21 protein-coding genes, 8 pseudogenes and 1 other annotated feature are annotated in these 22,985 nt (G+C 39.1%); of the genes and pseudogenes, 15 read left to right on the top strand and 14 right to left on the bottom strand.

Annotation, left to right across the window (positions count from 1 at the left end; all coding sequences use genetic code 11):
* Positions 1-123 precede the first annotated feature (123 nt).
* Positions 124-555, top strand: coding sequence for a hypothetical protein (locus tag Q9Q86_RS16630; RefSeq protein ID WP_004763240.1), 432 nt, complete (start codon positions 124-126; stop codon positions 553-555).
* Between the two features lie 126 nt (positions 556-681).
* Here Q9Q86_RS16630 and Q9Q86_RS16625 read toward each other — a convergent pair.
* Positions 682-906 (bottom strand): annotated as a pseudogene (locus Q9Q86_RS16625) (ISNCY family transposase); the annotation flags it as partial.
* An 83-nt stretch (positions 907-989) separates the two neighbouring features.
* Between Q9Q86_RS16625 and Q9Q86_RS16620 the strand changes: the two are divergent.
* Positions 990-1,247 carry a hypothetical protein gene (locus Q9Q86_RS16620; protein ID WP_016165156.1) on the top strand — a complete coding sequence of 86 codons (258 nt, stop codon included), beginning with the start codon at positions 990-992 and terminating at the stop codon, positions 1,245-1,247.
* 206 nt (positions 1,248-1,453) lie between these two features.
* On the opposite strand, the gene Q9Q86_RS16615 is transcribed toward Q9Q86_RS16620, so the two are convergent.
* Complete coding sequence (locus tag Q9Q86_RS16615; RefSeq protein ID WP_016165158.1) at positions 1,454-1,648, bottom strand: hypothetical protein; 195 nt, start codon at positions 1,646-1,648, stop codon at positions 1,454-1,456.
* 713 nt (positions 1,649-2,361) lie between these two features.
* On the opposite strand from Q9Q86_RS16615, the gene Q9Q86_RS16610 reads away from it, so the two are divergent.
* From Q9Q86_RS16610 to Q9Q86_RS16585, 6 genes and pseudogenes are all read left to right on the top strand, one after another.
* Positions 2,362-2,838: a helix-turn-helix domain-containing protein gene (locus Q9Q86_RS16610; RefSeq protein ID WP_004677047.1), complete on the top strand. Its 477-nt coding sequence runs from the start codon at positions 2,362-2,364 to the stop codon at positions 2,836-2,838.
* Positions 2,834-3,373, top strand: a complete 540-nt coding sequence (locus Q9Q86_RS16605) for an IS630 family transposase (RefSeq protein WP_112987680.1) — start codon at positions 2,834-2,836, stop codon at positions 3,371-3,373. Before Q9Q86_RS16610 ends, Q9Q86_RS16605 begins: the two co-directional genes overlap by 5 nt.
* Before the next feature lie 70 nt (positions 3,374-3,443).
* Complete coding sequence (locus Q9Q86_RS16600) at positions 3,444-3,860, top strand: hypothetical protein (RefSeq protein WP_016165159.1); 417 nt, start codon at positions 3,444-3,446, stop codon at positions 3,858-3,860.
* A gap of 183 nt (positions 3,861-4,043) precedes the next feature.
* Positions 4,044-4,121, top strand: a pseudogene (locus tag Q9Q86_RS16595) (IS6 family transposase); the annotation flags it as partial.
* Positions 4,122-4,187: 66 nt separating this feature from the next.
* A complete protein-coding gene (locus Q9Q86_RS16590; RefSeq protein WP_019383564.1) occupies positions 4,188-4,892 on the top strand; it encodes an IS6-like element IS1008 family transposase in 705 nt (234 codons plus the stop codon).
* 52 nt (positions 4,893-4,944) lie between these two features.
* Positions 4,945-5,031, top strand: a pseudogene (locus Q9Q86_RS16585) (serine/threonine-protein phosphatase 2); the annotation flags it as partial.
* Positions 5,032-5,110: 79 nt separating this feature from the next.
* Here the strand turns inward: Q9Q86_RS16585 and cynS are convergent.
* Entirely contained in the window at positions 5,111-5,560 is a 450-nt protein-coding gene (gene cynS, locus Q9Q86_RS16580) for a cyanase (protein WP_017480642.1), read from the bottom strand.
* Positions 5,561-5,840: 280 nt separating this feature from the next.
* On the opposite strand from cynS, the gene Q9Q86_RS16575 reads away from it, so the two are divergent.
* Complete coding sequence (locus Q9Q86_RS16575; RefSeq protein WP_008303564.1) at positions 5,841-6,650, top strand: formate/nitrite transporter family protein; 810 nt, start codon at positions 5,841-5,843, stop codon at positions 6,648-6,650.
* A gap of 51 nt (positions 6,651-6,701) precedes the next feature.
* Positions 6,702-8,426: a bifunctional protein-serine/threonine kinase/phosphatase gene (locus Q9Q86_RS16570; protein ID WP_112987699.1), complete on the top strand. Its 1,725-nt coding sequence runs from the start codon at positions 6,702-6,704 to the stop codon at positions 8,424-8,426.
* A gap of 111 nt (positions 8,427-8,537) precedes the next feature.
* Here the strand turns inward: Q9Q86_RS16570 and Q9Q86_RS16565 are convergent.
* The 7 genes and pseudogenes from Q9Q86_RS16565 to Q9Q86_RS16535 all read right to left on the bottom strand — a co-directional run.
* A pseudogene (locus tag Q9Q86_RS16565) lies at positions 8,538-9,491 on the bottom strand (IS5 family transposase).
* A 338-nt stretch (positions 9,492-9,829) separates the two neighbouring features.
* Positions 9,830-10,177 (bottom strand): hypothetical protein, encoded by a 348-nt coding sequence (locus Q9Q86_RS16560; RefSeq protein ID WP_016165163.1) that lies wholly within the window; start codon positions 10,175-10,177, stop codon positions 9,830-9,832.
* 443 nt (positions 10,178-10,620) lie between these two features.
* Positions 10,621-11,217, bottom strand: coding sequence for a DUF411 domain-containing protein (locus Q9Q86_RS16555; protein ID WP_016165164.1), 597 nt, complete (start codon positions 11,215-11,217; stop codon positions 10,621-10,623).
* A gap of 269 nt (positions 11,218-11,486) precedes the next feature.
* Positions 11,487-12,266: a substrate-binding domain-containing protein gene (locus tag Q9Q86_RS16550; RefSeq protein WP_112987713.1), complete on the bottom strand. Its 780-nt coding sequence runs from the start codon at positions 12,264-12,266 to the stop codon at positions 11,487-11,489.
* A gap of 385 nt (positions 12,267-12,651) precedes the next feature.
* Positions 12,652-13,584, bottom strand: a pseudogene (locus Q9Q86_RS16545) (IS5 family transposase).
* A gap of 195 nt (positions 13,585-13,779) precedes the next feature.
* Complete coding sequence (locus Q9Q86_RS16540; RefSeq protein WP_000908082.1) at positions 13,780-14,067, bottom strand: hypothetical protein; 288 nt, start codon at positions 14,065-14,067, stop codon at positions 13,780-13,782.
* A gap of 109 nt (positions 14,068-14,176) precedes the next feature.
* Positions 14,177-15,198 (bottom strand): annotated as a pseudogene (locus tag Q9Q86_RS16535) (IS3 family transposase); the annotation flags it as partial.
* A gap of 156 nt (positions 15,199-15,354) precedes the next feature.
* Here Q9Q86_RS16535 and Q9Q86_RS16530 point away from each other — a divergent pair.
* Positions 15,355-16,275, top strand: coding sequence for a copper resistance protein B (locus Q9Q86_RS16530; RefSeq protein ID WP_305156087.1), 921 nt, complete (start codon positions 15,355-15,357; stop codon positions 16,273-16,275).
* Positions 16,276-16,298: 23 nt separating this feature from the next.
* Positions 16,299-16,496: pseudogene (locus Q9Q86_RS16525) on the top strand (hypothetical protein); the annotation flags it as partial.
* On the opposite strand, the gene Q9Q86_RS16520 reads toward Q9Q86_RS16525, so the two are convergent.
* Positions 16,456-17,097, bottom strand: a complete 642-nt coding sequence (locus Q9Q86_RS16520; protein ID WP_017395662.1) for an IS6 family transposase — start codon at positions 17,095-17,097, stop codon at positions 16,456-16,458. The pseudogene Q9Q86_RS16525 and the gene Q9Q86_RS16520 overlap by 41 nt on opposite strands.
* A 62-nt stretch (positions 17,098-17,159) precedes the next feature.
* Here Q9Q86_RS16520 and Q9Q86_RS16515 point away from each other — a divergent pair.
* Positions 17,160-17,288: pseudogene (locus tag Q9Q86_RS16515) on the top strand (DNA-binding protein); the annotation flags it as partial.
* Between the two features lie 218 nt (positions 17,289-17,506).
* Here the strand turns inward: Q9Q86_RS16515 and Q9Q86_RS16510 are convergent.
* Positions 17,507-18,829 carry an ISNCY family transposase gene (locus Q9Q86_RS16510; protein ID WP_112987681.1) on the bottom strand — a complete coding sequence of 441 codons (1,323 nt, stop codon included), beginning with the start codon at positions 18,827-18,829 and terminating at the stop codon, positions 17,507-17,509.
* 403 nt (positions 18,830-19,232) lie between these two features.
* On the opposite strand from Q9Q86_RS16510, the gene Q9Q86_RS16505 reads away from it, so the two are divergent.
* Positions 19,233-20,467 (top strand): IS3 family transposase gene (locus Q9Q86_RS16505; RefSeq protein WP_305156088.1). Its coding sequence is split into 2 segments (ribosomal slippage): positions 19,233-19,509 and positions 19,509-20,467, totalling 1,236 coding nucleotides; the frame shifts between segments, so codons are not numbered across the junction.
* Positions 19,508-19,624 (top strand) — a sequence feature (AL1L pseudoknot). It overlaps the preceding gene by 117 nt.
* Positions 20,468-20,622: 155 nt before the next feature.
* Here the strand turns inward: Q9Q86_RS16505 and Q9Q86_RS16500 are convergent.
* Positions 20,623-21,024, bottom strand: a complete 402-nt coding sequence (locus Q9Q86_RS16500; RefSeq protein WP_000993197.1) for a type II toxin-antitoxin system HigA family antitoxin — start codon at positions 21,022-21,024, stop codon at positions 20,623-20,625.
* 1 nt (position 21,025) lies between these two features.
* The gene (locus tag Q9Q86_RS16495) at positions 21,026-21,280 is read right to left on the bottom strand and encodes a type II toxin-antitoxin system HigB family toxin (protein ID WP_227540313.1); all 255 of its coding nucleotides are present in this window, start codon (positions 21,278-21,280) and stop codon (positions 21,026-21,028) included.
* Between the two features lie 466 nt (positions 21,281-21,746).
* On the opposite strand from Q9Q86_RS16495, the gene Q9Q86_RS16490 reads away from it, so the two are divergent.
* Complete coding sequence (locus Q9Q86_RS16490; RefSeq protein ID WP_001255534.1) at positions 21,747-22,979, top strand: ATP-binding protein; 1,233 nt, start codon at positions 21,747-21,749, stop codon at positions 22,977-22,979.
* Positions 22,980-22,985 lie beyond the last annotated feature (6 nt).

The raw sequence follows: 22,985 nt of genomic DNA, 5'->3' as shown, positions 1-22,985 counted from the left end.
CGTATAAGAGATTTATGTTAAATGGATACAGCTTTTGAAAATTTTAACTTTGAATCAGAGATTTCATTTTTAATATGATAAAAACCAAAGGATAAAGAAAATTTTGATTTAGGTATGTCATAAGTGAATTTTTCAGGTGATGTAGAGGTTTTTTTATCTTGTCTTGGAACTAAAGAGTCAAGTTCAGATATTTTGAAAGCAGTTATTCTTGTTGCAAGTGAGTTTGACTCATTAGAGACTAATTTTGGTGGAGAAAAGCTATCCTATTGGCAATTTTTTAAGAGAGGTATTACGTTCAGGTTTAATGAACATCAGATACTAGATACCATTTTCATCTACGTCAAAGAGAATGAAGAATATTACCCATACCCATTTTTAGAAAATCTGATCACAGGTATTAATCACAAAAGTACGATGCAATCTGTAGCTAATTTATTTGGAACCCCCGAAAGAGAAAGTAACAGTTGGCTTAAATACAAAATATTTGATAATTATTTACATTTTGAGTTTCATAATTCATTAGAATTGAAACAAATTACAATGGGACAATATTAATACCATGTTATTAATTTTTATGTATTTTTTTAAATTTAAACCCTAGATTTGAGTCTAGGATTTTTTATGTTATGTTATTCACCAATTAAAATGTCTATGCGATAAACCATTTAAAATGTCCTGTTTTTAACTACAAGAGTCAAGCACAGGATTTAACTTTCTTTGTTCAATATCGGCTTTCTGAGCTTTACGGCTTGGCATACTTTTCTTGGCCCGGGAACGTTTATTCTGTTTCTCCAACTCTTCATGCTGTTGCTGGATATGCGCCAGAACTGAACCTAATCTTTTATTATCAACGACTTTATTCTGCTGTAGCCCAGCTAATTTATTGAGGATGCTGTATAGGCATTTACTCATCGATACTGGTTCTGCTAAGATTGGGTTTATAAGAATTAAAATGTTCAAAAAATCTAATAAAATTAATGGATATATTTATGAATAAACGGACTGCTTTAGAAATTACCCAAAAGTTACGATCTATTTATGCTCATCAAGTCAGAGTGGCAGAGCTATTTTTAAAAATAGGCGAAGTCTCTAATCTTACCCCTCTAATCCTCACAGGAAATAAAACCGTTTTTTCTTTTAAAGAAACTGGGAAATCTCTCACTAAAATTAAAAAGGAAATTTCTTCTGTGAAAAGTACTTCGCAAGCAGACGAAGTATTGGCAGATATTATTTCTGAGCTGGTATAGTCCCGACAGTAAATAATGAAAAAAGCTGAATTTCCTAATAGGAAATTCAGCTTTTTTTTACTTTCTAGTGAGACTAATCCTCACTATATTACTTCTGTTTTTTAAGCTGCTTTTTGAACTTATTTAACTTGTTTTTGTGTTTTGAAATCTTTTCAAGACGTGCTTTGATCTTCTGTTTCAAGATTTTAACTTGCTTCGACATGATGTCACTCCTTGGTATGAATATCCGCTGACTGATTTTTTTTCATAAAACTACGGATAAATTTTCTTAATTCTCTAGCGGCACTGGTGTCCATAGCTTCACACAATTGAATGAACTCATCACGTTCAGTGCTGTTAATGCGAATTAAGAGTTGCCCATCTTTTTTGTTGGCCTTTATTTTTTTGGGTTGATCAGTCATAAGATATTTATTCCCAAAGGCATTAAAACAATAAAATGTATATACACTATATATACATTATGAAAACTAAGCAACTATTTAATTTATTGTTTTTTATTAATAATATTGTTATTCCTGATCGGATAGAAAACCGGACATTTCTATTTATGGTTTACAACTTTAATGAATGGCCTAATGTAATTTTAGAGCACACGCCAAAGTAAGGTCATGCCAGTCAAAATCCTGAACTTTAAATCAATGGTTTAGAAGCCGTGAAACATCATCTTAGCAACGATTAAAACAATTCTTAGATTTATATACGTGACACTAAAAAGCCAGTACATATTGAACTGGCTTTTTTCTCAATTTGTCTAACGTGCGTTATGTAAATTTTAGCAAATCTAAACTGGCAGCCTAACTTAAATAACTGATGTTACGCAATAAGTGTATTTTTGAGCATCTTCGCCACTACATGTTGCGGTCGATTTTTTTAAAATTTACAACATATAGAATGGATGCGTAACATCAGTTAAATAAACTGTCTCCGATATATTGGTCTCAAAATCCTTAAAGATCTGACTGCATATTTTCCCACTGTGGAACAGCATGCCCATCAGAGTGAAACAAAAAAATGAGATTTTATCTCCAAACCCTTTATTATTTTTAAGATCGTATAAGTTGACAAAAACAACTAAACATGCGAAAAGACATTTTTGGTTAAACGATGTTTGCACATGCCACGGATTGTTACCGTCCCACTCAGCTTAGAACAGCGTGCACAACTAATTCTCCTGACCAAGCATGCAGCACATTGGCGTGAAAGACAACGTGCCCAAACCATTCTCTGGCTTTCCGAAGGTAAAACTGTTGCCGAAGTTGCTGCGTTACAAGAGCGTATCCCAGAAACCATAAGGCTACAACGCCGACATTGGGAGCTACATCAGTTTGAATCGATTCAAGAAGGTCATCGCTCAGGCCGTCCCAATACACTGACCTCAAACTATCAGGCTCAAATCTTAGAGTGGGTCAACACAAGCCCACTCAATGCAGAACAAATCCGAGTCAAACTGCATGAAAAACACGGTGTGTCCGTGTCTGTTGAAACTCTTCGCAAGTTTTTGCGAGATTCGGGCATGGTCTTCAAACGCACCCGCCACAGCTTGAAAAAAAAGAGACCCGACCGCATTTGGACAAGCGCAACAGCAGATTGAAGCATTACGTGAGCAAGCGGCACGTGGTGAAATTGTATTGGGCTATGTCGACGAAACAGGATTTTCGGCTACGCCAGATAACCGTTATGCATGGACAAAGATAGGCGATGTTCATGCGGTTGATGCTGTAAGACTAAAGCGAGTTAATGTGATGGGTTGTCTGCTGTCAACGGGTCATCTGATCACCAGTTGCCTACAGGAATCCGTTAACAGTCGCTGGTTTTATGCCTATTTGATGGGTGTAGCAGCACAGGTGAAACGCAGCTATCAAGTTCCTTTGGTGTTGATTGTTGACAATGCCTCGATTCATTGCAGCAAACAGATGGTAGATTGGCGCAAGCTTCTTGTACAAGAGTATTCAACGACTTTGTATTTTCTACCTGCGTATAGTCCTGAGCTGAATAGAATTGAGATGGTTTGGAAGCAGATGAAGTATAACTGGCGGGATTTTAAGGTGATGAAGGCAGATCAAATAGAGCGTTGGGTTGGGCAGATTTCAAAGGGTTTTGGTAATGAATACATGTTTACTTTTTAGTTGATACTTATGATTTTAGAAATTTGAAAGAAACTCAAACTTTAAAATATTCGAATCATGGGGATACAATATGAAAATCAAGTTAATCACGCTGACATTAGCACTATCCGCAGCATCACTGGCAAACGCACATAATCATGAACAGTTAATCAGTAATGATTACCAACTGTTTAGTCCAGAAATCACCTCTAAAATCACTGAGCACAAACCTGTTTCATTAGATTTTATTGCTAGTGCAATTAGCACCCCAACTCAGGCGGTATTAAAAGAAAATTTAGGTGAGACTAAAAACGTCGTAGTGATTAGCGATGCGGAAACCTGGTATTACGGTGTTCAAATCACCGATCAGGAAAATCAAAAATGTTCTGTCTCTTTTATTTTCGACCGTGAAAATGGCAAGTTAAGTACATCGGCAGATCTGGTCAGCTTCCATCCAGTAGAATGTGAATTAGCCGTTGCCCAAAAATTAGAAAAGAAAAATAACTAACTCCAAACCAGACATTAAAAAGCCCGCAAATGCAGGCTTTTTAATTCGTCCAAATTTTCCATATATCACCCTGCCAGAATCCGGTTTAATGACAATTAAATAGAATATTTGAACTCTTATTGGCACTGTTGCAAATAACCACGAATGGTAAGCTGAAGACTGTTTTAGCTAAAGGTGCAGCATGTGAATCCTTTCCATGGTCGGCATTTTCAGGGCGAAATCATTCTTTGGGCTGTGCGCTGGTATTGTAAATATGGCATTAGCTGGCACTGTTGCAAATAACCACGAATGGTAAGCTGAAGACTGTTTTAGCTAAAGGTGCAGCATATGAATCCTTTCCATGGTCGGCATTTTCAGGGCGAAATCATTCTTTGGGCTGTGCGCTGGTATTGTAAATATGGCATTAGCTATCGTGAACTACAGGAAATGCTGGCCGAACGGGGTGTGAATGTTGATCACACGACTATTTACCGTTGGGTTCAACGTTATGCTCCTGAAATAGAAAAACGGTTACGCTGGTATTGGCGTAATCCTACAGATTTACATTCATGGCATATGGATGAGACTTATATCAAAGTGAAGGGGCGATGGACTTACCTGTATCGTGCAGTTGATCAACGGGGGCATACGATTGACTTTTACCTTTCCGCTAGACGGAACAGTAAATCAGCCTATAGTTTTCTAGGAAAGATCTTCAATACGGTGAAAAAATGGCAAATTCCACGGGTCATCAATACAGATAAAGCAGCGACCTATGGCCATGCTTTATCACGATTAAAGCGAGAAGGAAAATGTCCAGTAGATATTGAGCACAGGCAGATTAAGTATAAAAATAATGTCATTGAATGTGATCATGGTAAGTTAAAGCGAATCATCAGGGCCACATTAGGATTTAAATCTATGAAGACTGCTTATGCCACAATTAAAGGTATTGAAGTCATGCGTGCACTACGTAAAGGACAAGCATCGTCATTTTATTATGGTCAGCCTCAGGGTGAAGTGTGTCTAATCAACAGGGTTTTCGGTCTCTAAGTACTTTTTAAAGGGAACATCATCGACTCAAATCTCTATTTGCAACAGTGCCAAAAAACATACCCAGATTGATAACTGTCACTATATTGATGTCGGTTCCTCTTATACCCAGAAGCTGTGTATAGTCAAAATTAAATAAGGATAAAGACGGTGATATAAAAGATCTCCTTACGAAGAAATGAAAAGCCATCAATATGATGGCTTTATCAAACGATTAATTAATAGGTTTTATAAGGTAAAAACTTGCCAGACAATACGACATTTACCCGGTCACCGTTCGGGTTTTCCTCACGCTGAATATCCATGCTGAAGTCGATTGCGCTCATAATTCCATCACCAAATTCTTCATGGATCAGTTCTTTAATAGTCATGCCATAGACGCTGACAACCTCATACCAGCGATAAATCAGCGGATCTGTCGGCACGCTAGTTGGCAGGGAACCTTTATATGGCACGATCTGTAGCCATGCAACGGCTTCATCACTTAAGCCAAAAATCTGACCAATCTTTTCTGCTTGCTCTTTATTAAACGCCATCTGACCTAAACATGCAGCGGTTACCCATTCTTTAGAAAGACCAATCTCTTTGGCAACATCTGACCACTTAATTGACTTTAAAACTTTCGCTGAAATGATCATGTCAGTTACTTGTTGACGATGGGTAATCATAATCCTCTCCAAATTATTCTCAAATGAATGTATGTAGAACGCATAATGCAGATATCATGCCAACAGCATTCTAGAGTTCATGCTAAATAGAAAATGAATATTTAAGTGATTGTTAATTATTTGTGGCATAGCTTTTGCTTATATTTCGATATACATGGCAACGACGCCATTCACCATTACCTGTTCTAATATTCAAGGCAACGGCGCCTAAGGTCTTCAATGATCTTAGGCGTCTTTTTTTCGAAAAACAGGTCCGTATATTGAAAAAGAGGACGACAACATGGCATATCTTGCTCCTGCGGAGTTTGCAAAAAAAGTAGTAGATGCGGGTGAATCCAAATTGCATATGGCAACCCGTGATGTATTGATTCGTGCCTTTATGGCAGGGGCCATTCTGGCCTTGGCAGCGGTATTTGCCATTACCATAGCCGTGCAAACAGGATCACCATTGATTGGTGCGCTCCTGTTTCCAGTTGGTTTTTGTATGTTGTATTTATTGGGCTATGACCTATTAACTGGGGTGTTTGTACTTACGCCGCTGGCATGGCTAGATAAACGCCCAGGGGTGACATGGGGACGTATTCTAAAAAACTGGGGCTTGGTGTTTGTAGGGAACTTTACAGGCTGTTTAGTCGTTGCGGTGCTCATGGCAGCGGTTTATACCATGGGTTTTGCAGCGGATCCAAACCCTGTCGGCGTAAAAATTGCGCATATTGGCGAGGAGCGGACATTAGGTTATGCCGAATACGGATTCGCCGGCTGGATGACTATTTTTATCCGTGGCATGCTGTGTAACTGGATGGTGTCATTAGGTGTCATTGGCGCGATGATGTCTACTACGGTGAGTGGCAAATTTATTGCCATGTGGATGCCAATTATGCTGTTCTTTGCCATGGGCTTTGAGCACTCTGTCGTGAACATGTTCCTGTTCCCATTTGCCATGATGATGGGCGGTGACTTCTCGATTGCTGACTACTTCCTATGGAATGAACTGCCGGTTGCTTTAGGTAATCTGGTGGGCGGTTTGGCATTAACAGGTCTGGCACTTTATACCACCCATGTCCGTACTGGTGTTAAAAAAGAATTTTAACATTCATCATTTTATAAAGGGATCATATAGATCCCTTTTTGAGCTTTCAGCATGAAAAAAACATTAAAAGTCAGTATTGGGCAATATTCTACTGCCGGAGTTAAACAACAGAACCAGGATTTCCATGGAGTATATCTGCCCGAAGGACATGTGCTGAAACAGAAAGGTATTGCATGTGTTATAGCGGATGGAATCGGTAGCAGCAATGTCAGCCATATTGCAGCAGAAACTGCAGTCAGCAGTTTTTTATCGGATTATTATTCTACTTCAGATGCCTGGAGTACACAGACTTCAGCAGAACGAGTGATCCGCGCGACCAATTCATGGCTTTATGCACAGACTCAACAAAGTCAAGGACGTTTTGATAAAGACCGAGGGTATGTCTGTACCTTATCTGCACTGATTTTAAAACAGCAACAAGCCCATGTTTTTCATGTTGGTGATAGTCGTATTTACCGCATTCGCGATCATGAAATTGAATTACTAACCCATGATCATCGTGTCTGGTTGTCTTCCAAAGAGCATTATCTTAGTCGAGCCTTAGGTGCGGATTATCGTATTGAAATTGATTATCGAAATATTGAACTCAAAGAAAAAGATATTTTTTTACTAATGACCGATGGGGTCTATGAATTTGTCACAGATCAACAATTATTAGATTTAACTTTAATAGATGCAGATTTAAATCAACTTGCCAAAGCATTCGTTGAAAAAGCTTTAGAACAGGGCAGTGATGATAACTTAAGTTTCCAGGTGATCCGTGTAGAACAGTTGCCTGAACTGAATCAGTTTCATATTCAGCAGGATTATGTATTTCCACAACAGCTCAGTAAAGGTGAAGTTTTTGAAGGCTATGTGATTGATAAGATTTTGCACCAAAATCATCGCAGTTGCCTGTATTTGGCACACGATACTCAGCAGCAGCCTTTGGTTATAAAAACTTTGGGGGCAGATTTACAGCAAGATAAGTATGCCGTAGAGCAATTTCAACTCGAAGATTGGGTATCAAAACGTCTGAAGCATGACAACCTGATGCAGTGTTATCCACATAACACTGAGAAAAAATATTTATTCCAATGTTATGAATATTTACAGGGTGAAACTTTGGCTCAATGGCTGCATCGCCAGGAAAAGCCTTTAAATCTCGATGAGATTTTACCAATTTTGCAACAAACAGCTTTGGCTTTAAATGCAATGCACCGGCTGGAGATGCTGCATCAGGATATACGGCCAGAAAACATCATGGTTATAAATGCAGAAAATGCCATGAAAATTAAACTGATTGATTATGGTTCAACAGCAGTAAGAGGCCTGGTCGAAATTAATCCTAAAAATGCGAATCGACCACTCGGAACCTTAGCATTTATGGCACCGGAGTATTTTATTGATCATTCGCCATCTGTACATTCAGACCAATTTTCTTTGGCGGTAATGGCCTATTATTTACTGACCAAACAATTACCTTATGGGACAGATTTAGCTCGCTGTAACAGTTTAAAGCAGCTTAAAAAAGTTCAATACTATTCCATCAGGAAATATCGGCCTGATTTACCTATATGGTTAGATAAAATTTTAGGCCGAGCGCTGAGTATTGAACCGACACATCGTTTTGAGGCCTTGTCTGAACTCATTCATAATCTAATGCATCCTTCCAAAGAATTATTAAACTCTAAACCACCAGCAATCATTGAACGAGATCCTTTGCGTTTTTGGCAAATTAGTTGCACCGTATTAGGGCTATTATTTTTACTGAGTATTGCATGGCCATTTATTTGAAAAGAGAGAATCAAACCATGCTTAAAATTGAAGATACTTAGATAAGTTTTTATTCAAACAGCTTTGTTGCACAAAGATTTGAAATGCAAAGCGCCCCTAATTGAGCTAAATTTAAGGCGTAATTTGGGTAAGTGGTCGACCTAATTCCGTAAATCTGTTGAGGACTGCTACACGTGCATGAATCTCATTGACTTGGCTATCAAAACGCCTTGCTCTGAGTTTATCTCCTAATAATTTAATGCAGTGCATCTTAGTTTCAACCAAACTTCACCGATGATAGCCTGATTTTTTCCATAGTGTCCTGCCTGAGAAGCACTGCTTCCAAGATTAACTGTTCGAAGTAATTCATTTCGATCTAGCGAGCTGCTCTTTGTATCTTTCCAAGGTTTCACATTTTTTTCTAGGTGGAATCACCGCATGCGCTTGCCGATCTGCAATGACCTCACGGCATTGCTTGGTGTCATAAGCTCCATCGGTATAAACAGAGTCAATCTGCTCATCTTGTGGAATCTGATTAAGTAAATCACCAAGCACCTGTGAATCACTGACATTATTGGTTGTAAGCTGAATAGCGCGTATTTGTAGAGTTTTAGCATCTATGCCAATATGAAGTTTACGCGATTGGCGACGATATTCAGGTCCATATTTCTTGCGTTTCCATTCGCCCTCACCTAGAAACTTCATGCCTGTAGAGTCTATGAGTAGATGCAGCCCATCGCTACTTTTTTGGTAATTGATTGCAATATTAATATGCTTTTGTCTTCTACAAAGCGTGGTGTACGAATATCACTGATATTCGTAGCTGCTCATCCGCAAAGTTTAATCAGACTTTGCACAAAGCCAGTGACCATACGTAAAGACAGACGGAGTAAGGATTTAATCATTAAGCAGCATTGGATGGCTGCATCGGAGTAGGTTTGATTTCGCCCTTATTTTGCCTTTTGATGGAGCATACCATTGCGTAGCAGGATCAAACCAAATGGCAATATTTCCGCGATGAACGAGTGCTCGGTTATATGCGGGCCAATTGGTTGTTCGGTAGATTTTATGTGTAGGCTTCTTCATTTGAAAATTATATCGCTGAAAAAGCCTTTACAGATAGGTTTGTGCAACAAAGCCTCTATGAACTTAAAGTAACATGTTCTAAATTTAACATAATGGCGGTTTTACGAAATTAACATAACATAACATGTTAGAACCCATTCAAAATGTCTATATTCTCACCAATAAAAATGTCTAGTTTATGATGGCTTAAACATCATGGACTGGATTTTGAAATGTAAATCAACGACTGTCATCAGGTTCTCAAATCCCTCAGTTTCCCCGGTATTCATCCTCATCCGAGCCAACTCAGTCGAGTAGCTCGGATTATGATGCCTACTTTTAAAGAGGCCCCCCCACGATCAGTAAGCAGTTCTAGGGAACTTATGACGATGTGGGGTGGACTGAGTCCGTTTTACCCAATCTTCCGGATATTCTTGACTGTAAGAATCATAGTAATGACCTGACCAATATTCCTGATTGTCTTCTTGGCATTCGTGATCTTGAGAAAAGTTGTGGGTGCTTTGTTGCGCTACAGCATGTTGCTGAAGTGTCTTTTCAGCTGTTTTTTCCGCCTGATCTAAAGTCATGAAAATATCGAGCAAGGCTTGGCGTTGTTGATGATTCAGAAGTTTAGCGCTTTCGACAATCAGTTGTTTAGCGAGGTTTTTTGGCATGCATGGGTTTGCATCATTGAATTTAGTATGCATAGCAGTTTCCTAGATAAGAGTTTAATTATCTCCATCGCTTCTCACGGCAATGGAGGCAACTTAACAGGGGTGAGAATACTGAATCTAGGATCAGCCAGCACGAAGCTGCCCTGCTAAGCTACCATAGGGACTGCTTAACAGTAGGCAAAAAAATAGCCGCAAGTGCGACATTTAATTGCACCTAGATATTTTATCAGGTTCTCACGCCTGCACACAGATTTTGCTGCGTTGAAATAAGATTATCCAGTAAAAAGCAGGGTGTCAAGGTCCTAATCAGTAGTTCTTATAAAAACTACTTTTTTTGTTATGATAGCGCTTTTTTAAAGGGCTGCGTAACTTCAGTCAATAACTTACTCAATCTGCTGTAATATTATATGAGAGCCACGTCCTATAGCCGGACGTGACCCAATCAGTGTTACCTAGCGCTGTACTGGCTAATATCTTCAATATTGTTCGTTTGCTTGTTTAATACTAGCATAAGGCGCGGTACTACCGTCTTTTTTTATCAGCATAATAGTATAAGGACTGAATTGATCACCCTTTTCCATGCCTGGACTACCCATTGGCATACCCGGTGTGGCTAGACCAATAGCGTCTTTGGGCGGGTTTTGTAGGAACTTATCCATATACTTGACCGGCACATGACCCTCAAACACATAACCGTCTTGGCTTATGATGGTATGGCAAGAGTACATTGACGTTGGTAATTGATGCTGCGCTTTGATCGCTGTAACTGCCTCATTACTGGTGACTTTGTCAACAATCATCACACCGTAGGATTTAGCATGCTCAATCCAACTATGACAACAGCCACAGTTCGGGTCGCGATGTACCGTTAACGTATTGTTTTTCAATGTATCTGAGATTTGAGTTTGAACGTTAGGAATGGTGGTTATCGCCTGACGCTGCTGAGTTGTTTGAGGCGTTGAGGCGATGGTATCTGTTTGACTATTTTTCTCGACTTGATTGCCACAAGCGACCAAAGATAACGCTGATAAGCTGACGAGGATTGAAAATTTAATAGAATATTTATTTGACATGATAATCTCTATTGATAAGTTGGTTTCAGCTCAAACGTGACGGGTAACGCTAAAATCACTGGTTAATCTGTAACTTTAAACTCTGCTGAATGATTACGACGTTTTCTTCGTGTCATGGTTGACTCCAAAAACAAGCATTTCCCATGCTTATTGGGGAGTAGATTATCACTTATAGGCGTGGTCTAAAATCCTAGAACCACATCATTATGCAAGGGCAGTGGCGCACACGTGAGCTTGCTCATGCAAGCACCACTGTTCTTAAGCTTATTTTATTGAGTAATCCATCCCCATTTTTTGAAGATAGCCGCACCGTCGTCGGATTGTAAGAACGAAACGAATTGTTTCGCTGCTGTGATCTGTTCACCTTTGTTGGTTAGCACCACACCGGTATCACGATAGATAACATAATCTTTTTCAATGGGCACAACTTCCGCCAAGGTGGGGTTCGCAACTTGCCAAATGTTCCAGATTAGCCAGGCATCCAAAGAAGTGTCATCAGTCCATTCCTGTTTTGCGATGGCGCTGTTTTTGGCGTATTTGGCAATATTTTTTCGGAACGCTTTCACCGACTCAATACTTCCTTTACGGCCCGCTGCGTCCTCCCATACACCATTTTGTCCAGCACCATTGACCACCAAAATTCTGTGTCCAGGTTTGAACAAATCGGAAAGTCCCTTGATATTTTTAGGATTGCCCGGGCGTACAAGTATTGCCAATGGCCTCAGGTAGAGCGGCTTAACCTTGGTTTCATCAAATCCGCCCTCCATAGCCTGGGCGAAGTCGGTCATCATCGTTTCAGATCCGCTGTAGATAATGTGAGCATCGTCTTTTGCGTTTTGAATCCATTTTGGTGTGGGGCCAGCGGTAACTATTACTGGTGTGCCAGTTTTTTCCTCAAATGTCTTCGCGGCTTCTTTCATCGCGGGAGCTGGGCCGCCCGGGCCATAAACTCGTACCTCTTGAGCCGCATGAGAAATTGCTGGAATGACAGCGGTCATGCCTAACAGACATGATGTAAGTACGGGAATTAGATGCTTTAGCGATTTCATGGTTACTATCCTAAAAAGAATTCTTTTGATAACAATATTGCTGAAAGGACATTTTTAAGTGTCTTGTCGTGCAACCGAAGCATACTGTTGAGTGATCTTGATTAATCTATTTCACGAAGTACTCAATACCTGTCTCAGACATCAACTTGTCGAGGAAAGTTCTCTCCTTTCTATAGAAGTGAACCGCCCCGGATTTTGAGGAGGCTCCGTTATTTGAGACAATGGAGTCATCATGAGCAAAATCCGAACCAAATTTACCCCCGAAGTGCGCGAGCTGTCAACGCCGGTTGAATTTTGTCCGCATCCCCTAGTGGGTCATTTTTACATTGGCGGGGCTTTGTTGCACAAAGATTTGAAATGCAAAGCGTCCCTAATTGAGCCAAATTTAAGGCGTAACTTGGGTAAATGGTCGACCTAATTCCGTAAATCTGTTAAGGACTGCTACACGTGCATGGATCTCATTCACTTGGCTATCAAAACTCCTTGCACTGAGTTTATCTCCTAATAATTTAATGCAATGCATCTTAGTTTCAACCAAACTTCGACGATGATAGCCTGACCATTTTTTCCATAGTGTCCTGCCTAAACGTTTAATTGTTCGAAGTAATTCATTTCGCTCTAGCGAGCTACTCTTTGTATCTTTCCATGGTTTCGCATTTTTTCTAGGTGGAATCACCGCATGCGCTTGCCGATCTGCAATGACCTGACGGCATTGCTTGGTGTCATAAGCTCCATCGGTATAAACACAGTTAATCTGCTCATCTTGTGGAATCTGATTAAGTAAATCACCAAGCACCTGTGAATCACTGACATTATTGGTTGTAAGCTGAACTGCTCGTATTTGTAGGGTTTTAGCATCTATACCAATATGAAGTTTACGCCATTGGCGACGATATTCAGGTCCATGTTTCTTGCGTTTTCATTCGCCCTCACCTAGAAACTTCATGCCTGTAGAGTCCATGAGTAGATGCAGCCCATCGCTACTTTTTTGGTAGCTGATTACAATATCAATATGCTTTTGTCTTCTACAAAGCGTGGTGTAATCTGGAGCTATCCAATTTAATCCGCAAAGTTTAATCAGACTTTGCACAAAGCCAGTGACCATACGTAAAGATAGACGGAATAAGGATTTAATCATTAAGCAGCATTGGATAGCTGCGTCGGAGTAGGTTTGATTTCGCCCTTGTTTGCCTTTTGATGGAGCATACCATTGCGTAGCAGGATCAAACCAAATGGCAATATTTCCGCGACTCATGAGTGCTCGGTTATATGCGGGCCAATTGGTTGTGCGGTAGATTTTGTGTGTAGGCTTCTTCATTTGAAAATTATATCGCTGAAAAAGCCGTTACAGATAGGTTTGTGCAACAAAGCCACTCAAATAGATAAATTACCACCACACTGCTAGAGCCTGAGCTGAATTTAAAAATATCTATAGGGTTCACTGGGGACTTACAGTAAATTTAACTTGGATAAAAAATATCCCCCTTAAAAAAGTGGGATATTTTTAATTTATTTATTTATTTAATATTTCTTTTAATTCATCTGCACTATATGTCGATAAATTTTCTATAGCTGCTCGAACAATACTTGAACGATTTATTCTTGCATTTTGCCCTTTTACAACCAGCTCATCAATTAGTTTACTAATATCTTCATTGAGAGAAAAAGTGTAACGAATAAATTTTTTTTCACTTGATTCTAAAGCCTTTACCCTCTTTTCTGCACCAGATATAAATGCATCTAACATTTTATCTTGTTCAGTAGGTTCAGGTTTTTTGTTTAGCCCAGTTAAACCAGCCATAGTTATACTCCTAAAAACTCTCTTGCAATACTTTCAATTTCAGCTTTCGCTTTAGGATCACTATTTACTTCAAAAACCGAAAGCCCATTTTCATCTGCATCATCATATCATGGTGTATAAGTTCATTCTTTAATATGCCCCAGAAGCTTTCAATTGGTGCATTATCAAAGCAGTCTCCACGCTTACTCATTGAACCTTGAAAATCATATTTTTCAATCATATTTCGATATACATGACTGCAATATTGACTGCCTCTGTCTGAGTGAACAATTAAGCCTTGTGGCGGTTTTTGATTCCGAATAGCCATTTTAAGAGCATCACAGACCAACTGTGCTGTCATACGTTCATTTAGACTATAGCCAACAACCTGCTTTGTATAAAGATCCTTTGAAGCAGCCAGATATAGCCATCCTTCGTTTGTCCAAATGTAGGTAATGTCACTTACCCACGCGTGGTTTGGAGTGCTCACGTTAAATTTTTGCTCTAATAAGTTTTTGTAGACGGGACGGTTGTGATCACTGTTTGTTGTTCTTTTAAAGCGCTTATGGCGCTTGCAAAAGAGTTTATTGACCTTCTTTATTGTACGTACTGCATATTGGCTAATTTGAACACCTTGAGCGTGTAAATGCTTACTCAGGCGAATATAGCCATAGCTTTCATTGGTCTCCTGATGTGCTATTTTCACCATGATAGTCTGCTGATTTCTTCGAATTTGTTTTTGGCTTAAGCCACTTTTCAACCACTCATAAAATCTTGATACTGAAACTTTTAACAGCTTCGCCATCATGGTGATTGGGTATGTATCTTTATACTGTTTCATGCAGGCGTACCTCACTGACTTTCTTTGGCAAAGTACGCTACTGCTTTTTTTAAGAATTCTCTTTCCAATTCCGCAGTTTTAAGTTGCTGTTTCAGCTTCTTATTTTCTTCGAGCAGAGCAGCAAGTTCAGGGGAATATTGTTGTGTTCCAACTAATGTTCCAGATTTAGCTTTGCTGTACCAATTGGAAAGCGTTTGCATGGATATGCCAAGCTGTCTTGCTGTTTCCGAAACATTGCCTTTATTTTCTTCAATCTGTTTTATAGCTTCAGCTTTGAATTCCGCTGTATAAAACTTTGGTTTTTTGCTCATGGTAAACTCCTGATGAGTACGTTTAGTTTACCAAGTGAAAGCTTCCGTTTTTATCAGCACACATCAATAAACTAATTGTCGCCCAAGTAGACAAAGATAGTGTTTCAAAAAATATTGTTGCTCAGCCCCCAATAAGTGAGAAGGGAGTAAATCCACATGCAAATCACTAAGAATTTCTTCTCAAAAACAGTCTTATCAATTGCATTAGTAAGTATATCAAACTTAACTTTTGCTAATAGCAGCACTTCGGAACAAGAAAGTAATATTACAAATGGTATGAGAGTCTCATTACAGGAGTCTGGTGGCTTAAGATATAGCCCCCAAGAATTGTATCCAGAATATTATTCAATGGAAAATGCAAATGGGGGAGATAATATTATTCTGACCGCAAGAAAGAGATCAGCCCCATCTAATGATGATCATCTTAAAGAACATGGCGGACAAATTTATCAACTAACAAGACTTGAAAATGCATGGATAGTTGATGAAGACGGTAAGGGCAACCTAGGAACAAGGTTTGATACTTTAATTGGGACAGATGAAAATCGTCTATTTATTGAAGCAAATTTGGACAAAGCAGAAAGCAATGATCCTAAATATGATGTATCTGCACTTTATAGCCGTAATGTAGCACCCTTTTGGGATGTACAAGCTGGGGTAAGGTATAGTGAGGACAAAAATAACCGTAATAGTAATCGCATTGATGGCGTTATTGGATTATTAGGTCTTGCTCCTTATTTCTTTGAGACAAAAGCTTATCTTTATGGTGGTGAAAATAATTTTTGGGGAACAAGTTTTGAATTCGAACGTGATTTACTTTTAACTCAAAAACTTATTACTCAACCTTACATCGAAGCAGATGTAGTATTTAGTGATGATTCTAATTATGCTGCAAAATCAGGTTTATCAGAACTAAAAACGGGGATCAAAACCCGATATGAAATTACTAAGCGAATTAAACCTTTTATTGACGTTGCTTACCAATATGAAAAAGGACAGAAAGCCACTTCTATGCAAGAGGCTACGGATTCTGAAAAAGGCTGGAAATATGGTGCAGGCATCGAATTAGTTTTTTAAAATAGTATGATTTGGATTCATGAATGGTAGCTTCGGCTACTATTCATGAATTATTACTATTTATTTTCGAATCTGTAAAACTAAAAAAGCTTAATTTTTGGTCTATTTTTATGCAGTGGTTAAAAACATGCTTATCGCTGTTTTTATCGTTTGCTATTCTTTTAGTAGGATCGGCTGCTACTACTTCGTCTGTACATCATCGGTGTTTAATGCCATCTGAATAGATGCATGTGGCATAGCCGTCTTCATCGATTTGAATCCTAAAGTGGCCCTAATGATCCGCTTTAGCTTGCCATGATTACATTCGATCACGTTATTTTTGTACTTAACCTGCCTGTGCTCAAGGTCTGGTGGACATTTTCCTTCCCGTTTTAACCGTGATAAAGCACCTCCATATGTGGGTGCTTTATCCGTATTGATCACTTGTGGAATTTGCCACTTCTTCACATTATTTAAAATTTTTCCAAGAAAACAATATGCTGATTTGGTATTACGTCTAGAAGAAAGGTAAAAATCAATGGTAAAGCCACGTTGATCGACTGCACGATACAGATAAGACCATCTTCCATTCACTTTTACATAAGTTTCATCAATATGCCATGTGCCGAGATGTGTAGGATTACGCCAATACCAGCGTAAGCGTTTTTCTATTTCAGAAGCATAACGTTGAACCCAACGGTAAATAGTAGTGTGATTAACATTCACTCCACGTTCAGCGAGCATTTCCTGAAGTTCACGATAGCTGATGCCATATTTACAATACCAACGAACAGCCCAAAGAATGATTTCACCTTGAAAGTGCCGACCGTGGAAGGGATTCATCTGCTGTATCTCGAAATAAATAAGATATTTAGCTTATCATGTCAGCCTATTTGCAACAGTGCCAGCCTGACCAAGCTGAAGCTTTACGACAAGCATGGAAGGAGGGGAAGTATCCATCGAAAATGGCATTAGGGAAAGCTTTTGGGATTAGTCGTCAGGCGGTATACCGATATTTACAAGTTAGTGAATAGCTTATTGGGATTAGCAACTAAATTTAGTTTAACTTATAAAAATCATGAAACACTGTTCGAATTTTAAGCGTGGAACATGAATAATCAATAAAAAGCCGCTCTGCTGCCCTAATGTCCAGAACGGCTTACGTTAATATAAAGATATTTAAAGAGAAATATCAAACTGTTATTCACCAATTAAAATGTCTATGCGATAAACCATTTAAAATGTCCTGTTTTTAACTGCAAGAGTCAAGCACAGGATTTAAATTTCTTTGTTCAATAACCGCTTTCTGAGCTTTACGACTCGGCATACTTTTCTTGAGACGGGAACGTTTGTTTTGCTGTTCCAGTTCTTCATGCTGTTGTTGGATATGATTCAGAACAGCACCCAACCGTTTATTCTCAACAATCTCTCGCTGATTCAGCTGACTTAATTTATCGAAGAGGCTGTAATTGATCTTTCGGCTATTATGCATGATGGCTACAGTACCATCCGGGTATTCAAGGAACTCAAGATACTTACCGATCAACCTTTGATTTTCTTCGGTGTTTTCCAGGAGATATACGCATTTATCATAAGTAATCGTCAGACTATTCGTGACTCTGCGGGGTTCACGCCAAGTAAAAATATCATCTAATTCTTCGGCTGTTTCAGTGATAGACCGATGTAGATTCTTAGGATTAAAAGCCATCTTGGCGAACTTCTGATTGAACTCCTCAATGAAGCAGGGTAGCCAGACATTAGCTTGCTCAATCGAACAGATGCCTTTCAGGCGCATCTCCTTGATCAGACGGTCCTGAAGGGTTCTGTTGGCCCGTTCCACACGGCCTTTGGCCTGCGGTGAATTAGCGAAGATGATATCGATATTCAGGGTGCTGAGTACACGTCCAAACTGGGTAATCTTGGTGTCTTTCTTGCTGCTTTGATTCACTCTAAAGACTGAATGTTTGTCGCTGTAAAACGCTAAAGGCTTACCGTGCTGTTCGACATATAAGCGTGTTGAAATCATATAGTCAAAGGTTGATTCTGACTCACAGAAGCGTAAATGCTGCAATTTTCCTGTAGCATCATCGATAAACACCAGCAGACAGCATTTAGCAGCGCGTCCTTCAAACCAGTCATGGTGTGAGCCATCAATTTGGATCAGTTCACCAAAGCAATCCCGGTTGTAACGAGGCTGATACGGTCGTTTCAGGCGCTTGGATCTAGGCATCCATAAGTCAGCTGCAATCATCCAAGAACGCAGGGTTTCTACTGAAAGATCGAATCCATGTACGGTGGTAAGCTTTTCATGCGCTAAAGTGGGTCCGAAACCATGCAGTTGGTCAGAAACAATATTGAGGCACTTGAGTCTGAGTTCTTCAGGAAGTTTAGAATTGCTGATTTGGCCACGACCGGCATGGGCTAATGCAGATGGACCTTGAGCTTTGTATTTCTGCAGTAAGCGTCTGATCTGACGTTCTGAAATATGAAGTAGCTGAGCAGCCTGGGATTGAGTTATGCGTTGATCGCAGATTTCCTGCAAGACCGACAATCGTTTAAGTTCTTTATCCGACATAGACACCAACATATCAAACCGTCCGCTAAGGAAATTGCAGAAGTGCATATTCTAAAAGCGGACATTTTTACTTTGGAGAAACCGGACATTTCTATTTTGGAGTTACAAAAACATTTCGTATAAGGTGTATTATGTTAATTTTAGCGAATCTATATAATTTAAATAGGGGGATTGTTAATGCACCACATTTTTATCGATACTAATGTTTTTTTAGACTTTTATAGAGAATCAAAGCAAGATTACGATCAAAATAAATTAGATAAAATTCTGAATAAGTTTAGAGAAAAATCAAGCATATATAAGGTTTATCTCACCGACTATCTAAAAGATGAGGTTTTTAGAAATCGGGCTAATGAACCGTACCGGGTTTGTCGGAGACCATTTTTCTTGAGAGAATGTCCCAATGACAAAACCAAAATATACTCCTGAAATCAGAGACAGAGCGGTTCAATTATTGATTGAATCCGAAAAAGATTATCCTTCTACTTGGGCTGCAATCACAGCAATTGCACCTAAAATTGGTTGTACCCCTGAAACACTACGTTCCTGGCATCAAAAATATTTGGATCAACAAAATCCAGTTAAAGTACAGCAGCTTTCAGATCAAGAACGTATTAAACAGCTCGAACGTGAAAATAAAGAGCTGCAACGTGTCAATGAAATTCTACGCAAAGCAGCCGCTTTTTTCGCCCAGGCGGAGCTCGACCGCCCACACAAATAATGATGGATTTTATCCATAATAATAAAGAGCCGTACGGAGTCGAGGCGATTTGTAGGATTTTACCTATCGCACCTTCAACTTATTACCGGACTCTAGATCTCTGCGATGAGAAGCATTGCTTCGCAAGGGAACATCGAGCGAAACGAGATCTACATGATCAACATCATGCTGAACAGATTAAACGTATTTGGAAAGAAAGTTCAGGTCGTTATGGTGTGCGCAAAGTCTGGCAAAAACTAAGACACGAAGGCTATGTTATTGCACGTTGTACAGTTGCTCGATTGATGCAACAGCTAGGTATACAAGGTGTTTGGCGTGGTAAGAATAAACAAACAACGCGTAGCCGAGATGATCAAAAATCAGCAGATGATTTAGTAAAACGCAATTTTAAAGCTGATCATCCTGATCACTTGTGGGTGGCCGACTTCACGTATATTCAAACCAATTCAGGCTGGGTCTATACCGCATTTATTATTGATGTGTTCTCACGAGCAATTGTTGGATGGAAAGTATCAACACGGATGAATACCGACATGGTGCTCGCTGCACTTGAGCAGGCATTGCATGATCGAGGAATGCCAAATAACGTGATTCATCATAGTGACAGAGGCGTACAGTATCTTTCAATTCGCTATACCAACCGTTTAGAAGCAGCGAATTTACGAGCATCAGTCGGCACTACGGGGGATTCATACGATAATGCATTGGCTGAAACAGTGAATGGGTTGTACAAAACAGAGGTGATTGAATATTTAAAAGCAGATTGGCGTGGTTTGGGTGATATACAACTTGCCACATTAAATTTGGTAGATTGGTTCAATAAAGAACGTATACATAGTTCACTAGGTTATGTATCACCTTTTGATTTTGAAGCGATGTACTATGATAAAATTAACCCGTTAGGTCAGGTGGCCTAACTTAAACAAAAAGTCTCCGACAAACCCGGTACGGTTCATTTTATATACTCTAGGACTTACGCACTATCATTTATAGATTCTCTGGGCTTTGTTGCACAAAGATTTGAAAGGCAAAGTACCCCTAATTGAGCCAAATTTCCTGATCCACCTCTCTTTTAGAAAAACGTATCTGCCGATACATTAAACCGCTCAGACAATGCCTTAATATGACGAATATTCAGTTGGCGTTTACCACTTAAAATCTCAGAAATCACTGATGGTGTTGCAACCTCTGTTAAGTCAGACTGACCTAAACCATGTTGCTCCATCAAAAAAGCCAAAGCAGCACGACCGTCCCCTTTAGGCATAGGAAGATGCTCATTTTCATAATCAGAAACCAAATCACCAAGCTGATGAGTAAGCCCCATTAAAGGATGGGACTCGTCATCACCAACAGTATCTAAAAGTTCATCTAAAGCTTCAACAAGTGTATGAAAGTCGTCTTCATTTTCTGGCTTGCTGAGCAATGGTGCAACGCAGTGCCAGTGGTCTACGGCCTGTTTAATCATCGCGTTCATACTAACCTTCCTTCCAATGACCTTTGTCATATTCTTTATGGTACAAGACATCACGGATATACACACGTTTTGCTTGATACATCACGACTGCAATAAGTCGGATCTTGTTCCCGCCAATATCGAATACATGGAACTTTCCAACTTTATCGACCTCTGGAAAGAGATGTTTCATCTCAGCAAAATCTTTCGGATCGTTTGCCTTTATGGTTCGATACCAACCATCTAATGCCGTTTCAGCCTGTGGCCACTTTTGCATTGCTTCTATAATTCAAGTGTGGGTGATCACATGCATAACATTTTATCGCATTTTGCAATATTGAATGGCTAGGATGAATAAAGCGCCACACGGAGCTTTATTCATTATCAAAATGCACTTAATCTGATGATCTTAAAAAATAAACCTTTTAGCATTTCATGCGCAATAAGGCTGATACCATTAGTACAACAAAAATGAGTTCCACTCTAGTTAACATCTTAGTTCCATTTACTTTTCACTTAATTTATATAGCCGTTAAGTCGCAGCATCAATGACATAACATGACATGGAAAATAATCAAAAAAGATAGAATCTAGATTTTTGTTACATTTACTATCCGCATACTTTAACAGCAGCTTTGAGTGTTTCACTTAACCTTTAAATTTTTTTTAAAATTAAATATATTTACATATATGTTCTAAAATTTGATAGAATTTATTAAAACTTTAGATTCTAAGTGTAAATAATGAGAAGCGCTAATATTCGACGTGATGGCTACTTAAAATTTCTGAATACATGGCAAGACCGTGATGTCATTAAAGTACTTTCAGGTGTGCGTCGCTCTGGAAAATCCACCTTATTGGCGATGTTTCAACAAGACCTAAAAGCACAGGGTGTACAAGCCGAAAACATCATTGCCATCAACTTCGAATTTATGGAATTTGAAGAACTCACCGATTACCGTAAACTACATGATTATGTATTGTCCAAAGTTGATAAAAGTAAAAAAAACTATGTTTTTTTAGATGAAATACAACATGTTACAAATTTTGAGAAAGTAGTCGACTCTTTATATGTTCGGGATTATATCGATTTATATATTACAGGCTCAAATGCATTCTTTCTAAGTGGAGAACTTGCGACTTTACTTACAGGACGCTATATCGAGCAACATGTTCTACCTCTGTCATTCCAAGAATTTAAACAGTGGCATATTGAAAATAATCCGATCATCCAACAATTATCCAATCGTGATTTGTATGCCATGTATACGCGCAGTAGTTTCCCTTATACGCTTGCCATGACTAGCCAGCAGGAAACTTATGATTACTTGCAAGCGGTCTATGCCAGTGTAATGTTTAAAGATGTTATTCCCCGTTTGAATACTGCCGATATTAACTCTCTCGAGCGTGTCGCAAGATATTTGGCAAGCGTGACAGGCTCACCTATTTCCATCAATAAAATTAAAAATACCTTTGTTTCAAGTGGGGTTAAGATTTCATTTGAAACAGTAAAACGCTATATTCAGGGCTTACAGGACAGTTTGCTATTTTATAGTGCCGCACAGTTTAAAGTACGCGGGCGTGAGTTATTACAATCCTCTGAAAAATACTATTTAGTTGATGTCGGATTGCGCCGGATTATGTTGCCTGATGCTAATGCTGATCAAGGTCATATCCTAGAAAATGTGATTTATCTTGAGCTTGTCAGACGAGGTTATACGGTCTATGTAGGGCGGGTTGATGAATATGAAATTGATTTTGTTGCTGTCGATACTTTACAGAATTTAACTTATTATCAGGTGGCATTAGAAACGCTCAATGAGGAGACACTCAGCCGAGAGTTACGTCCATTACAGAAAATTTCTGATTCGTATCCCAAGTATTTGCTTACCTTAGACACGATAGGGACTGAAGCGAATTATAATGGTATTGTAAAAATGAGTGCTCTCGATTGGTTGCTATCTGAAAATAAGTAAAGTTGA

This window comes from Acinetobacter sp. A22 (genome assembly GCF_030913345.1).
GTDB lineage: Bacteria > Pseudomonadota > Gammaproteobacteria > Pseudomonadales > Moraxellaceae > Acinetobacter > Acinetobacter junii.
This window is presented reverse-complemented; position numbering and strand designations above follow the sequence as displayed.

Bases quoted from the DNA above. Each gene is read 5' to 3' on its own strand.
- Q9Q86_RS16620 (WP_016165156.1), top strand. From the start codon at position 990: ATGAATAAACGGACTGCTTTAGAAATTACCCAAAAGTTACGATCTATT.
- Q9Q86_RS16615 (WP_016165158.1), bottom strand. From the start codon at position 1,648: ATGACTGATCAACCCAAAAAAATAAAGGCCAACAAAAAAGATGGGCAA.
- Q9Q86_RS16610 (WP_004677047.1), top strand. From the start codon at position 2,362: ATGCCACGGATTGTTACCGTCCCACTCAGCTTAGAACAGCGTGCACAA.
- Q9Q86_RS16600 (WP_016165159.1), top strand. From the start codon at position 3,444: ATGAAAATCAAGTTAATCACGCTGACATTAGCACTATCCGCAGCATCA.
- Q9Q86_RS16590 (WP_019383564.1), top strand. From the start codon at position 4,188: ATGAATCCTTTCCATGGTCGGCATTTTCAGGGCGAAATCATTCTTTGG.
- cynS (WP_017480642.1), bottom strand. From the start codon at position 5,560: ATGATTACCCATCGTCAACAAGTAACTGACATGATCATTTCAGCGAAA.
- Q9Q86_RS16575 (WP_008303564.1), top strand. From the start codon at position 5,841: ATGGCATATCTTGCTCCTGCGGAGTTTGCAAAAAAAGTAGTAGATGCG.
- Q9Q86_RS16570 (WP_112987699.1), top strand. From the start codon at position 6,702: ATGAAAAAAACATTAAAAGTCAGTATTGGGCAATATTCTACTGCCGGA.
- Q9Q86_RS16560 (WP_016165163.1), bottom strand. From the start codon at position 10,177: ATGCATACTAAATTCAATGATGCAAACCCATGCATGCCAAAAAACCTC.
- Q9Q86_RS16555 (WP_016165164.1), bottom strand. From the start codon at position 11,217: ATGTCAAATAAATATTCTATTAAATTTTCAATCCTCGTCAGCTTATCA.
- Q9Q86_RS16550 (WP_112987713.1), bottom strand. From the start codon at position 12,266: ATGAAATCGCTAAAGCATCTAATTCCCGTACTTACATCATGTCTGTTA.
- Q9Q86_RS16540 (WP_000908082.1), bottom strand. From the start codon at position 14,067: ATGGCTGGTTTAACTGGGCTAAACAAAAAACCTGAACCTACTGAACAA.
- Q9Q86_RS16530 (WP_305156087.1), top strand. From the start codon at position 15,355: ATGCAAATCACTAAGAATTTCTTCTCAAAAACAGTCTTATCAATTGCA.
- Q9Q86_RS16520 (WP_017395662.1), bottom strand. From the start codon at position 17,097: ATGAATCCCTTCCACGGTCGGCACTTTCAAGGTGAAATCATTCTTTGG.
- Q9Q86_RS16510 (WP_112987681.1), bottom strand. From the start codon at position 18,829: ATGTCGGATAAAGAACTTAAACGATTGTCGGTCTTGCAGGAAATCTGC.
- Q9Q86_RS16500 (WP_000993197.1), bottom strand. From the start codon at position 21,024: ATGAACGCGATGATTAAACAGGCCGTAGACCACTGGCACTGCGTTGCA.
- Q9Q86_RS16495 (WP_227540313.1), bottom strand. From the start codon at position 21,280: ATGCAAAAGTGGCCACAGGCTGAAACGGCATTAGATGGTTGGTATCGA.
- Q9Q86_RS16490 (WP_001255534.1), top strand. From the start codon at position 21,747: ATGAGAAGCGCTAATATTCGACGTGATGGCTACTTAAAATTTCTGAAT.